Source organism: Streptococcus oralis (assembly GCF_003943395.1).
In the GTDB taxonomy this organism is placed as follows: domain Bacteria; phylum Bacillota; class Bacilli; order Lactobacillales; family Streptococcaceae; genus Streptococcus; species Streptococcus oralis_BF.
On the sequence record NZ_RJPJ01000009.1, the window covers coordinates 41,470 to 54,982 of the forward strand.

Annotated in this window: 14 protein-coding genes; 11 read left to right on the plus strand and 3 right to left on the minus strand. The window is 41.8% G+C overall.

What is annotated here, in order from left to right; all coding sequences use genetic code 11:
* Positions 1-19: 19 nt before the first annotated feature.
* Positions 20-445, minus strand: a complete 426-nt coding sequence (locus D8802_RS07650) for a DUF6556 family protein (RefSeq protein ID WP_125395400.1) — start codon at positions 443-445, stop codon at positions 20-22.
* Positions 446-582: 137 nt separating this feature from the next.
* On the opposite strand from D8802_RS07650, the gene D8802_RS07655 reads away from it, so the two are divergent.
* The 10 genes from D8802_RS07655 to D8802_RS07700 all read left to right on the plus strand — a co-directional run bounded on the left by D8802_RS07655 (position 583) and on the right by D8802_RS07700 (position 10,481).
* Positions 583-1,725 carry a cysteine desulfurase family protein gene (locus D8802_RS07655; RefSeq protein ID WP_125395401.1) on the plus strand — a complete coding sequence of 381 codons (1,143 nt, stop codon included), beginning with the start codon at positions 583-585 and terminating at the stop codon, positions 1,723-1,725.
* 8 nt (positions 1,726-1,733) lie between these two features.
* Positions 1,734-2,948 (plus strand): tRNA uracil 4-sulfurtransferase ThiI, encoded by a 1,215-nt coding sequence (gene thiI / locus D8802_RS07660; RefSeq protein ID WP_125395402.1) that lies wholly within the window; start codon positions 1,734-1,736, stop codon positions 2,946-2,948.
* Between the two features lie 136 nt (positions 2,949-3,084).
* The gene (locus D8802_RS07665) at positions 3,085-3,909 is read left to right on the plus strand and encodes an alpha/beta hydrolase (protein ID WP_125395403.1); all 825 of its coding nucleotides are present in this window, start codon (positions 3,085-3,087) and stop codon (positions 3,907-3,909) included.
* A gap of 20 nt (positions 3,910-3,929) precedes the next feature.
* Positions 3,930-4,670 (plus strand): esterase family protein, encoded by a 741-nt coding sequence (locus D8802_RS07670; protein WP_000546816.1) that lies wholly within the window; start codon positions 3,930-3,932, stop codon positions 4,668-4,670.
* 12 nt (positions 4,671-4,682) lie between these two features.
* Positions 4,683-5,849, plus strand: coding sequence for an ATP-grasp domain-containing protein (locus D8802_RS07675; protein ID WP_125395404.1), 1,167 nt, complete (start codon positions 4,683-4,685; stop codon positions 5,847-5,849).
* A 157-nt stretch (positions 5,850-6,006) separates the two neighbouring features.
* Positions 6,007-6,876 (plus strand): aquaglyceroporin Gla, encoded by an 870-nt coding sequence (gene gla / locus D8802_RS07680; protein ID WP_084973918.1) that lies wholly within the window; start codon positions 6,007-6,009, stop codon positions 6,874-6,876.
* Positions 6,877-6,999: 123 nt separating this feature from the next.
* Entirely contained in the window at positions 7,000-7,725 is a 726-nt protein-coding gene (locus D8802_RS07685) for a CppA N-terminal domain-containing protein (protein WP_125395405.1), read from the plus strand.
* Positions 7,722-8,657 (plus strand): serine hydrolase domain-containing protein, encoded by a 936-nt coding sequence (locus D8802_RS07690; protein WP_125395406.1) that lies wholly within the window; start codon positions 7,722-7,724, stop codon positions 8,655-8,657. Before D8802_RS07685 ends, D8802_RS07690 begins: the two co-directional genes overlap by 4 nt.
* Before the next feature lie 9 nt (positions 8,658-8,666).
* Positions 8,667-9,578 (plus strand): DMT family transporter, encoded by a 912-nt coding sequence (locus tag D8802_RS07695; RefSeq protein ID WP_125395407.1) that lies wholly within the window; start codon positions 8,667-8,669, stop codon positions 9,576-9,578.
* A 144-nt stretch (positions 9,579-9,722) separates the two neighbouring features.
* The gene (locus D8802_RS07700) at positions 9,723-10,481 is read left to right on the plus strand and encodes a CPBP family intramembrane glutamic endopeptidase (RefSeq protein ID WP_125395408.1); all 759 of its coding nucleotides are present in this window, start codon (positions 9,723-9,725) and stop codon (positions 10,479-10,481) included.
* A 48-nt stretch (positions 10,482-10,529) separates the two neighbouring features.
* Here D8802_RS07700 and D8802_RS07705 read toward each other — a convergent pair whose 3' ends face one another.
* A complete protein-coding gene (locus D8802_RS07705) occupies positions 10,530-11,813 on the minus strand; it encodes a uracil-xanthine permease family protein (protein WP_185758217.1) in 1,284 nt (427 codons plus the stop codon).
* A 331-nt stretch (positions 11,814-12,144) separates the two neighbouring features.
* Complete coding sequence (gene rsmG, locus D8802_RS07710; protein WP_125395410.1) at positions 12,145-12,858, minus strand: 16S rRNA (guanine(527)-N(7))-methyltransferase RsmG; 714 nt, start codon at positions 12,856-12,858, stop codon at positions 12,145-12,147.
* 93 nt (positions 12,859-12,951) lie between these two features.
* Between rsmG and D8802_RS07715 the strand changes: the two genes are divergently transcribed.
* Positions 12,952-13,512 carry a LemA family protein gene (locus D8802_RS07715; RefSeq protein WP_125395411.1) on the plus strand — a complete coding sequence of 187 codons (561 nt, stop codon included), beginning with the start codon at positions 12,952-12,954 and terminating at the stop codon, positions 13,510-13,512.
* Position 13,513: the final 1 nt, after the last annotated feature.

Consider the following 13,513-nt stretch of genomic DNA (forward strand, 5'->3'; position numbering starts at 1 on the left):
AAAGAAGTTATTTTTGTGATTACTGGTTCGTTTTAGTTTCAGAATTCGTCGTATTTGACTGTGTACCGCTATCGCTTGTTTCTTTATTTGTAGCAGGTGTAGAAGAGTCCTGAGTTGTTGTTTTCTGCTCTTCTTTTTTCTCCTCTTTCTTGTTGGATTGAGAAGTTTCTTCTTGCGGGTTATTTTCTTTAGTAGAAGTGTTGTCCTTGTTAGGTGTGGTATTTTCCTGAGGGGATTCCTTTTGAATTTCCTTGACAACAGTTGTTTGGGTTGTTGTCGGTTCTTTTTTATTGTTTTTATTATTATCCATAGCGTTCATAATGGTAATAGTAGCGGTGATTAGGCCAAGGATACTACCGATGGTAGCAATCGTTTTTTGAAAGACAGTAAATCCCTTTTTGATGTGTTCTGTTTTTGGTTTTGATGTTCTACGATAGTTAGACATGATACTCTCCTTTAATTATGATTTATTATACCTCATTTCTTTAAAAAAATCTTAAAAAAAGAGAAACTTCCCTTTCTTGTCGTAAGCTTCGTTTCATGATAAAATAGAAGGAGTGATTTTAGAAAGCGTGAGAAAACATGATCTACTTTGATAATTCGGCAACGACCAAGCCTTATCCTGAAGCACTTGAGACCTATATGCAGGTCGCTTCGAAAATTGTAGGAAATCCATCCAGTCTCCATCGTTTAGGAGACCAGGCAACACGAATTTTAGATGCTTCCCGTCAGCAGATTGCAGATTTGATTGGCAAGAAGAGTGATGAAATCTTCTTTACCTCTGGTGGAACAGAAGGAGATAACTGGGTCATCAAGGGTGTGGCCTTTGAAAAAGCCCAGTTTGGCAAGCACATCATCGTATCAGCTATTGAGCATCCAGCAGTCAAGGAGTCAGCCCTCTGGCTCAAAAGTCAAGGTTTTGAGGTGGATATTGCTCCAGTTGATAGCAGAGGATTTGTGGATGTTGAGGCACTAGCGAATTTGATACGACCTGATACGACGCTTGTTTCAGTCATGGCTGTGAACAATGAAATCGGCTCTATCCAGCCAATTCAAGCTATTTCAAAACTTTTGGCTGATAAGCCAACTATTTCCTTCCACGTTGATGCAGTTCAGGCACTTGCTAAAATTCCAACTGAAAAATACTTGACAGATCGAGTGGATTTCGCGACCTTTTCGAGTCATAAGTTTCATGGTGTTCGAGGAGTTGGCTTTGTCTATATCAAGTCTGGAAAGAAGATTACGCCTCTGTTAACTGGTGGTGGTCAAGAGCGCGATTATCGCTCAACAACTGAAAATGTGGCAGGGATTGCAGCGACGGCCAAAGCTCTCCGTTTGTCTATGGAAAAGTTAGCTGTCTTTGCTAGTAAGACAGGACAGATGAAATCAGTCATTCGCCAAGCGCTTTTGGACTATCCAGATATTCTTGTCTTTTCAGATGAGGAAGACTTCGCCCCTCATATCCTGACTTTTGGAATCAAGGGTGTTCGTGGAGAAGTCATCGTTCACGCCTTTGAAGACTATGATATTTTCATCTCCACAACCTCTGCTTGTTCGTCCAAGGCTGGAAAACCTGCAGGCACCTTGATTGCAATGGGAGTGGACAAGGATAAGGCCCAGTCAGCTGTTCGTCTAAGCCTAGACCTTGAAAATGACATGAGTCAGGTTGAGCAGTTTTTGACCAAGCTAAAATTAATCTACAATCAAACTAGAAAAGTAAGATAGGAGCATTCATGCAGTATTCAGAAATGTTGATTCGCTACGGAGAGTTGTCAACCAAGGGTAAAAACCGTATGCGGTTCATCAATAAACTTCGCAATAACATTTCGGACGTTTTGTCCATCTATCCCCAAGTTAAGGTAACCGCTGATCGCGACCGTGCCCACGTTTACCTCAATGGAGCTGACTATACAGCAGTAGCAGAATCTCTCAAACAAGTCTTCGGAATTCAAAATTTTTCTCCAGTATATAAGGTTGAAAAGTCAGTTGTAAGGCTTAAGGCTGCTGTCCAAGAGATTATGCAGGACATCTACAAGGAGGGTATGACCTTTAAGATTTCTAGTAAGCGTAGCGACCACAACTTTGAACTCGACAGTCGTGAACTCAACCAAACGCTTGGTGGAGCTGTTTTCGACGTAATCCCAACTATTCAAGCCCAGATGAAAAATCCTGATATCACTCTTCAGGTGGAGATTCGTGAGGAAGCTGCTTATCTTTCCTATGAAACTATTCGGGGAGCAGGTGGATTGCCAGTGGGAACTTCCGGTAAGGGGATGCTTATGTTGTCAGGAGGGATTGATTCACCTGTGGCAGGTTATCTAGCCCTTAAACGTGGGGTAGATATTGAAGCCGTTCACTTTGCCAGCCCACCATACACTAGCCCTGGAGCTCTCAAGAAGGCCCAAGATTTGACTCGTAAATTGACCAAGTTTGGTGGCAATATCCAGTTTATCGAAGTTCCTTTCACTGAGATTCAAGAGGAAATCAAGGCCAAGGCGCCAGAAGCCTACCTCATGACCTTGACACGTCGTTTTATGATGCGGATTACTGACCGTATCCGTGAGGTGAGAAAGGGTCTGGTTATCATCAATGGCGAAAGTCTAGGTCAAGTAGCGAGCCAGACCTTGGAGAGCATGCAGGCTATCAACGCTGTGACCAACACTCCCATCATCCGCCCTGTGGTTACTATGGACAAGTTGGAAATCATTGAGATTGCGGAAAAAATCGATACTTTCCAAATCTCTATCCAGCCTTTTGAAGACTGCTGTACCATTTTTGCACCTGATCGTCCTAAGACCAATCCTAAGATAGAGAATGCTGAGAAGTATGAAAAATGGATGGATGTTGAAGGTTTGGTTGAGCGAGCAGTGGCTGGAATTATAATCACTAAGATCACGCCTCAAGCTGAAAAAGACGCTGTCGATGAGTTAATTGATAATCTCCTCTAATAAGAAAAACCAGAAGAATTTAGAATATTAAATGAAAAAAGTTAGTTATTTATCCTTAAAATGGACAATTACTGACTTTTTTTCTATTTTTATGGTATAATAAGATAAAATTTTGAATATAGAGAGTTTTCTGACAATGAATCATTCCTACTTTTACTTAAAAATGAAAGAACACAAACTCAAGGTTCCTTATACAGGAAAAGAGCGTCGTGTGCGTGTGCTCCTGCCAAAGGACTACGAGAAAGACACAGACCGTTTTTACCCTGTTGTTTACTTTCATGATGGGCAAAATGTCTTTTACAGCAAGGAGTCTTTCATTGGTCATTCTTGGAAGATTATTCCGGCTATTAAGCGGAATCCTGACATCAGTCGCATGATTGTTGTTGCTATTGACAATGATGGTATGGGACGAATGAATGAGTATGCGGCTTGGAAGTTTCAAGAATCTCCTATCCCAGGGCAGCAGTTTGGTGGTAAGGGTGTGGAGTATGCTGAGTTTGTCATGGAGGTGGTCAAGCCTTTTATCGATGAAACCTATCGTACCAAAGCTGATCGCCAGCACACGGCTATGATTGGTTCGTCTCTAGGAGGCAATATTACCCAGTTTATCGGACTGGAATACCAAGATCGAATTGGTTGTCTAGGTGTCTTCTCATCTGCTAACTGGCTTCACCAAGAAGCCTTTAACCGCTATATCGAGCGTAAGAAATTGTCGCCTGATCAGCGCATTTTCATCTATGTAGGAACAGAAGAAGCAGACGATACGGACAAGACCTTGATGGCTGGCAATATTAAACAAGCCTACATCGACTCGTCGCTTCGCTATTACCGTGATTTGATTGCAGGTGGAGTAGGCTTGGATAATCTTGTCTTGAAAGTTCAGTCTGGTGCCATCCATAGTGAAATACCTTGGTCGGAAAATTTGCCAGACTGTCTTCGATTTTTTGCAGAGAAATGGTAAGTTAAGAAAGGAGAAAGCCAATGCATATTGAAAACCTCAGCCACTGGAGTGGCAATCTCAACCGTGAAATGTATCTCAACCGTTATGGACATGCTGGGATTCCAGTTGTTGTTTTTGCTTCATCTGGTGGCAGTCACAACGAATACTATGATTTTGGCATGATTGACGCCTGTGCTTCCTTTATCGAGGAAGGGCGCGTCCAATTTTTTACTCTCTCCAGTGTTGACAGTGAGAGCTGGCTAGCCACTTGGAAAAATGGTCATGACCAGGCAGAGATGCATCGTGCCTACGAACGCTACGTGATTGAGGAGGCGATTCCTTTTATCAAGCATAAGACAGGTTGGTTTGATGGCATGATGACGACAGGTTGCTCAATGGGTGCCTACCATGCACTCAATTTCTTCCTCCAGCATCCAGATGTCTTTACCAAGGTGATTGCTCTCAGCGGTGTTTACGATGCGCGTTTCTTTGTCGGCGATTACTACAATGATGATGCTATTTACCAAAATTCGCCAGTAGATTATATCTGGAATCAGAATGACGGCTGGTTTATCGATCGTTACCGTCAGGCAGAAATCGTCGTCTGTACGGGACTTGGTGCCTGGGAACAAGACGGTCTACCATCTTTCTACAAGCTCAAAGAAGCCTTTGACCAGAAACAAATTCCAGCTTGGTTTGCTGAATGGGGACACGATGTCGCCCACGACTGGGAATGGTGGCGTAAACAAATGCCCTATTTTCTTGGACACCTGTATCTATAAAAGGAGTTGCCTATGAATTACCTTGTTATTTCTCCCTACTATCCGCAAAACTTTCAACAGTTTACAATCGAGTTAGCTAATAAAGGCATCACAGTCTTGGGAATTGGTCAGGAGCCTTACGAACAACTAGATGAACCTTTGCGCAATAGCTTGACCGAGTATTTCCGTGTAGACAATCTTGAGGACATAGACGAAGTCAAACGTGCAGTAGCTTTTCTTTTCTACAAGCATGGACCAATTGACCGCATCGAGTCCCACAATGAATACTGGCTTGAGCTGGACGCAACACTCAGAGAGCAATTCAATGTCTTTGGAGCCAAACCAGTGGATCTCAAAAAGACCAAGTTTAAGTCTGAGATGAAGAAACTTTTCCAAAAGGCAGGCGTACCAGTTGTACCCGGTGCTGTTATCCAGACAGAAGCAGATGTAGACCAAGCAGTCGAGGCGATTGGGCTACCAATGATTGCCAAACCGGATAATGGAGTGGGAGCAGCAGCAACCTTTAAGCTTGAGACAGAAGATGATGTAAATCACTTTAAGGCTGAATGGGACCATTCAACCGTGTATTTCTTTGAAAAATTTGTCACTTCTAGCGAAATCTGTACTTTTGACGGACTTGTGGACAAGGATGGCAACATCGTCTTTTCAACGACTTTCGATTACGCCCATACACCACTTGATCTCATGATTTATAAGATGGACAATTCCTACTATGTGCTCAAGGATATGGATCCAAAATTGCGTAAGTATGGTGAGGCCATAGTCAAGGAATTTGGAATGAGAGAACGCTTTTTCCACATCGAGTTTTTCCGTGACGGGGACGACTACATTGCCATTGAGTACAATAACCGTCCTGCAGGTGGTTTTACCATTGATGTTTACAATTATGCCCATTCTTTTGACCTCTACCGAGGTTATGCGGCTATTGTCGCGGGTGAAGAGTTCCCTACATCAGAGTTTGAGCCCCAGTATTGTTTGGCTACATCACGTCGTGCCAATGCCAACTATGTTTATTCAGAAGAGGACCTGCTTGCCAAATACAGCCAGCAATTCAAGGTCAAGAAAATCATGCCAGCAGCCTTTGCAGAGCTGCAAGGTGACTACCTTTATATGCTGACCACTCCGAGCCGCCAAGAGATGGAGCAGATGATTGCAGACTTTGGTCAGCGTCAAGAATAACGATTAGGATGAAAGGAGTTTGACTTCTTTTGTCCTTTTCTTAAAGATAAGTTAAATAAAGCGTTTTCCAGAGATTCTTTTAGAAAATCGGTTGCGAAAAGGCCTAAAAATTGATAGAATAAGGATTGTCTAAAAAAAATTAAGGAGAATCTATCAAATGGATTTTACATGGGCTATTAAATATGCCACTGAATTTTTGGGAACTGCTATTTTGATCATTCTTGGAAATGGTGCAGTTGCCAACGTTGAACTTAAAGGTACGAAAGGTCACCAAAGTGGCTGGCTCGTTATCGCTGTTGGTTATGGTATGGGGGTTATGATCCCAGCCTTGATGTTCGGTAACGTTTCTGGTAACCACATCAACCCAGCTTTCACTCTTGGACTTGCTGTTAGCGGACTTTTCTCTTGGGATCAAGTACCGTTTTACATCCTTGCGCAAGTTTTGGGGGCAATTTTTGGTCAAGCTTTAGTTGTAGCGACTCACCGTCCTTATTACTTGAAAACAGAAAACCCAAACAATATCTTGGGTACCTTCTCAACGATTTCAAGCATCGACCACGGTACAAAAGAATCACGTTTCGCAGCAACGGTTAATGGTTTCCTCAATGAGTTTGTAGGTTCATTTGTTCTTTTCTTTGCAGCACTTGGTTTGACTAAAAATTTCTTCGGTGCTGAGGTTCTTCAATACATGAAACAAATGGCTACTCAAGCTGGTCAAACTGTTGACTTAAGTGAATTGGCAGTAAAAGCTCAAGTAGCACCACACACAGCTGCTGGACTTTCAGTTGCTCACTTGGCACTTGGTTTCCTAGTGATGGCCTTGGTAACTTCACTTGGTGGACCTACTGGACCTGGTTTGAACCCGGCTCGTGACTTCGGACCACGTCTTCTTCACGAACTCCTTCCAAAATCAGTTCTTGGTCAACACAAGGGTGATTCAAAATGGTGGTATGCATGGGTTCCAGTTGTAGCACCAATCGCAGCTGGTATTGCAGCAGTAGCAGTCTTTAAACTACTTTACCTATAATAAAATGAAACTGGGGAACCCCAGTTTTTTTATCGGAAATTTTTGTAAAAAATTCTAGAATTTAAGTGGAATAGCTTGTAAAAAATCCTAAAATCCTTTAAAATAAAAGAGTTGGAGGAAGCTATGAATGCAAATCAAATGATACAAATTATTCCGACTTTGAAGGTCAATAACCGAAAATTAAATGAAACATTTTACATTGAAGCTCTTGGGATGAAGCCCTTGTTAGAAGAATCTGCTTTCCTTTCACTTGGTGACCAATCAGGTGTTGAGAAGTTGATTCTTGAAGAGGCTCCCAGTATGCGTACTCGGAAAGTTGAAGGGCTTAAGAAGTTAGCTAGACTCTTGGTAAAAGTTAAGAGTCCTTCTGAAATTGAGGATCTTCTGTCACAGATGGAGTCTCTTCCTCGCTTGTTTAAAGGAAGCTGTGGGTATGCTTTTGAGATTGTTTCTCCTGAACAGGATGTGATTCTTGTTCATGCGGAAAATGATATAAGAGATTTGGTTCCACTGGAAACTGTTCCTGAATTTTCTTCAAATACAGGTATAAAATACTTGAGTCAATTTGAGATTTCTATGGAGTTGCGTCTGCCTGAGGGAATAGAGAGTTTACTTGATTCCGAAGTAGTAGCTAAGGCAATTAGCTTTACCAAAGGGGAAGGTCCAGATTTGACTGTTGAAAACAATGTTACCTGGGACTTGTCTATGCTGAAATTTTTAGTAAAGAATTTTGATTTAACCAGTCTTCGTCATAAATTTGAAAAGACAGGCTATTTTGTTCCCAAGTCTGAAAAATTCTTCCTTGGTAAAGATACCAATAATATCGAATTGTGGTTTGAAGAAGCATGAAGTGGGAAAAAATTCTAAGAAAAATAGAAAATCAAATCGAGGCAGGGGTCTATCCCGGGGCCTCTTTTGCGTATTTTAAGGATGGTGAATGGAGAGAATTTTACCTAGGATTGAGTGACCCCGAGAAAGGTTTGAAAACAGAGTTGGGACTGGTCTATGACCTAGCTAGTGTGAGTAAGGTTGTGGGAGTAGGGACAGTCTTTACCTTCTTGTGGCAGCAAGGTAAATTAAATATTGATCGACCAGTGACAGATTTTTTACCTGAGTGTGATTATCCTGATATCACTATACGACAACTTCTGACACATGCTACAGACTTAGATCCTTTTATACTCAATCGGGACCAGTTAAGTGCTGAGGAGTTAAGAGAAACCATGTTTCACCTCAACAGACGAAATCAGTCTGCTTTTCTATACTCAGATGTTCACTTTTTACTCTTGGGCTTTCTTTTGGAAAAAATCTTTGAACAAGACTTGGATCAGATTATAGAAGAACAAGTTTTGAACCCATGGGGAATGACGGAAACCAAGTTTGGCCCCGTAGAGTATGCTGTACCAACAGTGAGAGGAGTGGAAGCCGGAAATATCCACGATCCCAAAGCTCGTCTTTTAGGAAAACATGCTGGAAGTGCTGGTTTATTTTCAACTGTTAAAGATTTGCAAATCTTTCTGGAACATTACTTGAAAGATGATTTTGCTGAAAACTTGAGCCGAAATTACTCTCCCTTAGATGATAAAGAGCGTTCGCTAGCTTGGAATCTGGAGGGAACCTGGCTCGACCATACGGGCTATACAGGTACCTTCATCATGTGGAATCGAGAGATACAGGAAGCCGCTATCTTTTTATCCAATCGAACGTATGAGAAGGATGAGCGTGCCCAGTGGATAATCGATCGAAACCAAGTCATGGATATGATTCGTAGGGGAGAGTAGGGAGAAAGCATGTCAAAAACCGTAAAAGGAACTCTATATACAGTAGTGGCAGGGATTGCTTGGGGCTTGTCTGGAACCAGTGGCCAATACCTGATGGCACATGGGATTTCCGCTCTAGTCTTGACCAATCTGCGACTTATCATTGCAGGATTAGCTCTGGTGTTTTTAACCTATGCGAATGCAAAGGATAAACTCTTTGCTTTTTTAAAAGACAGAAAAAGCCTTTTATCTCTGCTGTTGTTTGCCTTGTTTGGACTTTTCTTAAACCAGTTTGCCTATCTTTCTGCCATTCAGGAAACCAATGCTGGAACGGCTACGGTTCTCCAGTATGTATGTCCTGTTGGGATCTTGATTTATACCTGTATCAAGGACAAGGTGGCGCCTACTCTGGCTGAGATTATTTCGATTGGTTTAGCAATTGGAGGAACTTTTCTTATCGCGACGCATGGGGAACTTGACCAGTTGTCTGTCACACCTGCCGGTCTTTTCTGGGGACTCTTTTCTGCCTTGACCTATGCCCTTTATATCATTCTTCCTATTACTTTGATTAAGAAGTGGGGAAGTATTTTGGTGATTGGTGTGGGCATGGTTATTTCTGGTGTTGTGGCTCTTCCCTTCACAGGAGTTTTGCAGGCCAGCATACCGACCAGCTTGAATTTTCTTTTTGCATTTGTTTGCATTATCATCATTGGCACGGTCTTTGCCTATACAGCTTTTCTAAAGGGAGCTAGTCTGATAGGACCAGTTAAGTCTAGTTTATTGGCTTCCATAGAGCCAATTTCAGCCGTTTTCTTTGCCTTTCTGATTATGAAGGAACAATTCTATGCGATTGATTTTGTCGGTATGGCCATGATTTTACTTGCAGTAACCATCATTTCTTTGAAAGATTTGTTGATAGAAAACAAACGGAAGGTTGAATGAGAAACTAGTTACTCGTAAAAAGTGGTTGTTTTGAATATCCTATCGAAATACTGATCAAGGATAAGGAATGGGAGTGGAATTTTATAAAATTTTAAGTTTCTTTTCTTACAATAAACCAATCTTTAACTGCTAGAAGGAGGAGATATGAAAATTTTACAAAGCATTCACCCAACTAAGCCCCTGCGCTACTTGAGATGGTTTGACATTTTGATTATCACAGTTCTAATGTTTGGCCTGTTTATCATTCGTTCAACGGAGCTCTTTTTAGCAAGTATGTTTCCGACAGGTTTGTCAACTACAATGAATACGGCAAGTGATACTGTCGGCGAAGGAGCAGCCTATTCCAGCAACTTCACCTTGCAAGTGATACTTCTGACCTTGGCCTTGCTTTACCTTTTGATTCGGAATTATGATTTCAAACAACTTCCTATTCGTTGGACCTGGTCCCTTCTCTTTTGGGTTCCTTTTATATTTGCCATTATGGGATTGTTTGGAGACTTGGTGACGACACTAACTGGTGAATACAATTACTTTAATCCAGCCCTTTTTGCCCACATAGATCCCATGGAAGTTATACGGAAGTTCCTAGCGCTTAGTCCGATGGCAATTGCCTATGCCTTGCTGAATGGCTTCTATGAAGAGTTTTTCTTTCTAGGGTTGTTGATCTCAGTGAAAGAAAAGCACAAGTGGCGGGTTTTGTTTTATTCTACCCTCATTCGGATTTCTTTTCACACTTATCAAGGATTGGTGTGGGCACTGGTTATTGGTGTAGTTTATGGTTTATTCTATTATTTTCTATACAAGTATAAGGTTAAAAATCTTTTGCCATTTTTCCTCATGCATGCTCTGGCAGACATGTTTGGTTCTAGCCTCATGTATCTCTTGATTGCCTGGGGAAGGTAAGAATCAGAAAAATCCACTCAACTGAGTGGATTTTGTGTGTATAGATGACTAGTCTTTATTTTCGTATGGTAAGATCAAGTTTAAGATGATACCTGTCATAGCTGATAGGGCAGTACCTGAAAGGGTAACTGGTCCTACTTTGAGGATGGCTCCACCAAGTCCAAGAACCAACATAGCACTAGCAATGATGAGGTTACGCATTTGACTGAAGTCAACACGTTCCTTAATCAAAACTTTTAGACCGTTGCTGGCGATAACTCCGTAGAGAAGGATGGACATGCCACCGAGCACAGCATTTGGAATGGTTGAAATCAAGGCAGTGAATTTACCTAGGAAGCTAAGAGCAATGGCGATAAAGGCTGCGTTACGGATAACAGATACAGAAGCGATACGAGTCATCCCGATAACCCCTGTATTTTCACCGTAAGTCGTATTAGCTGGTCCACCGAGGAAGGCAGATACAGATGTCGCGATACCGTCACCGAGAAGTGTACGGTGAAGACCTGGTTCTTTCAGGAACTGACGGCCACAGATTTGGCTTAAGACGGTATGGTCACCGATGTGTTCTGAAATGGTCACGATAGCGATTGGCAAGATGGCGATTGTTTCAGGACCGAAGTAGAGGTTATACTCTTTGAAGGCTCCGCCTGTACTAAATGGTAAGTAGAAACCAGGGATTTCAAACCAGTTAGCTTCTAGGACTGGGGTAAAGTCAACCAAACCAAGCATCATAGCGAAGATGTAACCACCGATAATGGCAAAGAGGAAAGGAATAATACGAAGGAAGCCTTTTCCTTTTGTATTGATAAAGGCGGCAATCAAGAACGTAACAACAGCTACAAGAGCATTTTTCCAATTTCCATCTGCTACAAGTCCAGCGTTAGTAACTGCTGAACCTGCAAGTCCGAGACCGATAACGATGATCATAGGACCGATAATGATTGGTGGCAAGAGTTTATCAATCCATTTTGTACCTGCAAAACGAACACTTGCTGCTACAAGGACATAAACTAAACCAGTCAGGATAACCCCAGTTTGAGCAGCAGAGACGTCACCACCCATTTCTTTCATGGCTAAAGACATAGCCGTGATAAAGGCGAATGAAGAACCTAGATAAACTGGAACCTTAAAGCCAGTCGAAATCATGTAGATGAGTGTCCCAACGCCTGAAGCAAAAAGGGCAACAGATACAGGCATTCCCAAAATCAATGGTACCAAGATGGTCGCACCGAACATGGCGAAAACGTGCTGGAAGCTGAGGAGAATGCCTTTTCCAGCTGAAGGACGTTGGTCAACGTCTAGTAACAAATCAACAGTTGATTCCTGTTTCATAAAAACCTCACTTTTGGGCATCAAAAAAGAGCCCATTATTTTACAGCAATAGGCTCTCAGAGTAAGACTTCTTTAAAATAGATTATTCCATTCTTAAAGAACTTCATATATATCCGCGTCTTCGTCACCTCACAGGATGACATTAAAAACCTTTGCTTAGGATAGTATAGCAGAAAAAAATGATTTTGTAAATCATTTTTTCCCGAGCCTAGAAATGCAAGAGCGAGGTTAATTTTGTAAACGAATTTTTCCCGAGCCTAGAAATAAGAAAGCGAGGTTGATTTTGTAAATTGTTTTCTGAACTTTAAACAAGGGCGCGCTATTGATAGGATTAAAGCGGGCGTTTGTTGGGCATGCCAGCCTTTCTTGGGTACTTGTTAGGCGTCTCCTTTTTCTTTTCTACCACCGTGATGTAGCGCGAATCTCCATTTGGCAGGGCATAGCTGAGGTTGTCCTCTACCTTACTAAAGAGGAGGTTGAGGGCATTTTTGGCTTCTAGTAATTCCTCGGGCGCATTGCTGGCCTTGAGTGCCAATAGTTTTCCACCGACTTTAAGGTAGGGAATGGTCAGTTCAGACAAGACCTGCATGCGAGCAACTGCGCGAGCCGTCACCATATCAAACTGGGCACGAAAGTTTTTGTCTTGGGCAAAGTCTTCTGCACGACCATGGTAGAAGTGAACACCATCCAGCTCCAGCTCCTGAGCCAAAAGCTGAAGGAAGTTGATGCGCTTATTTAGCGAATCAATGATGGTCACATCCAGCTGAGGATAGAGAATTTTCATGGGCAGACTTGGAAATCCTGCCCCAGCCCCGATATCAAGAAGTTTGATAGTTTCATTTGAAATCAAACCCTGCAGGATGGGAGCAATCGAATCATAAAAATGTTTGAGATAAACTTCTTCCTTGTCTGTAATAGCCGTCAAATTAATCTTTTCATTCCACTCGACCAAGAGTTCAAAATACCGTTCAAACTGCTTTTTTTGCTGGTCAGAAAGTGGAAGATTTTGCTCAGCTAGTAGGCTGTAAAATGTTTCTGGTTTCATAGTTTTTTCCTTCTCTAGTATCATCTTATTTTACCATATTCATTAAAATTTTGATATACTGGTATTAATCTAAAAGCAGAAAGGAATAAGATTATGACTTGGATTATTCTTGGAGTTTTGGCTCTGATTGTTATTTTTGTGATTGTTAGCTATAACGGTTTGGTTAAAAATCGTATGCAGACCAAGGAGGCTTGGAGCCAGATAGATGTTCAGTTGAAGCGTCGTAATGATCTCCTCCCAAACTTGATTGAAACAGTCAAAGGCTATGCGAAATATGAAGGTTCTACCTTGGAAAAAGTAACAGAACTTCGTAGACAAGTAGCCGCAGCAACTTCGCCGGCAGAAGCTATGAAGGCCAGTGATGCTCTTACTCGCCAGATTTCTGGTATCTTTGCGGTAGCAGAGAATTACCCAGACTTGAAAGCTAGTGCTAACTTTATCAAATTGCAAGAAGAGTTGACTAATACAGAAAATAAAATTTCTTACTCACGCCAACTCTACAACAGTGTTGTCAGCAACTACAATGTAAAACTTGAAAGCTTCCCAAGTAATATCATCGCGGGACTATTTAGCTTTAAAGCTGCAGACTTCCTTCAAACACCAGACGAGGAAAAGGCAGTTCCTAAAGTTGACTTTAGCGGTTTAGGTGACTAAG

Excerpts from the sequence above, each read along its gene's own strand:
- D8802_RS07690 (WP_125395406.1), top strand. The coding sequence starts at position 7,722 with ATGAAGTGGGAAAAAATTCTAAGAAAAATAGAAAATCAAATCGAGGCA.
- D8802_RS07655 (WP_125395401.1), top strand. The coding sequence starts at position 583 with ATGATCTACTTTGATAATTCGGCAACGACCAAGCCTTATCCTGAAGCA.
- D8802_RS07695 (WP_125395407.1), top strand. The coding sequence starts at position 8,667 with ATGTCAAAAACCGTAAAAGGAACTCTATATACAGTAGTGGCAGGGATT.
- gla (WP_084973918.1), top strand. The coding sequence starts at position 6,007 with ATGGATTTTACATGGGCTATTAAATATGCCACTGAATTTTTGGGAACT.
- D8802_RS07715 (WP_125395411.1), top strand. The coding sequence starts at position 12,952 with ATGACTTGGATTATTCTTGGAGTTTTGGCTCTGATTGTTATTTTTGTG.
- thiI (WP_125395402.1), top strand. The coding sequence starts at position 1,734 with ATGCAGTATTCAGAAATGTTGATTCGCTACGGAGAGTTGTCAACCAAG.
- D8802_RS07675 (WP_125395404.1), top strand. The coding sequence starts at position 4,683 with ATGAATTACCTTGTTATTTCTCCCTACTATCCGCAAAACTTTCAACAG.
- D8802_RS07705 (WP_185758217.1), bottom strand. The coding sequence starts at position 11,813 with ATGAAACAGGAATCAACTGTTGATTTGTTACTAGACGTTGACCAACGT.
- rsmG (WP_125395410.1), bottom strand. The coding sequence starts at position 12,858 with ATGAAACCAGAAACATTTTACAGCCTACTAGCTGAGCAAAATCTTCCA.
- D8802_RS07670 (WP_000546816.1), top strand. The coding sequence starts at position 3,930 with ATGCATATTGAAAACCTCAGCCACTGGAGTGGCAATCTCAACCGTGAA.
- D8802_RS07650 (WP_125395400.1), bottom strand. The coding sequence starts at position 445 with ATGTCTAACTATCGTAGAACATCAAAACCAAAAACAGAACACATCAAA.
- D8802_RS07700 (WP_125395408.1), top strand. The coding sequence starts at position 9,723 with ATGAAAATTTTACAAAGCATTCACCCAACTAAGCCCCTGCGCTACTTG.
- D8802_RS07685 (WP_125395405.1), top strand. The coding sequence starts at position 7,000 with ATGAATGCAAATCAAATGATACAAATTATTCCGACTTTGAAGGTCAAT.
- D8802_RS07665 (WP_125395403.1), top strand. The coding sequence starts at position 3,085 with ATGAATCATTCCTACTTTTACTTAAAAATGAAAGAACACAAACTCAAG.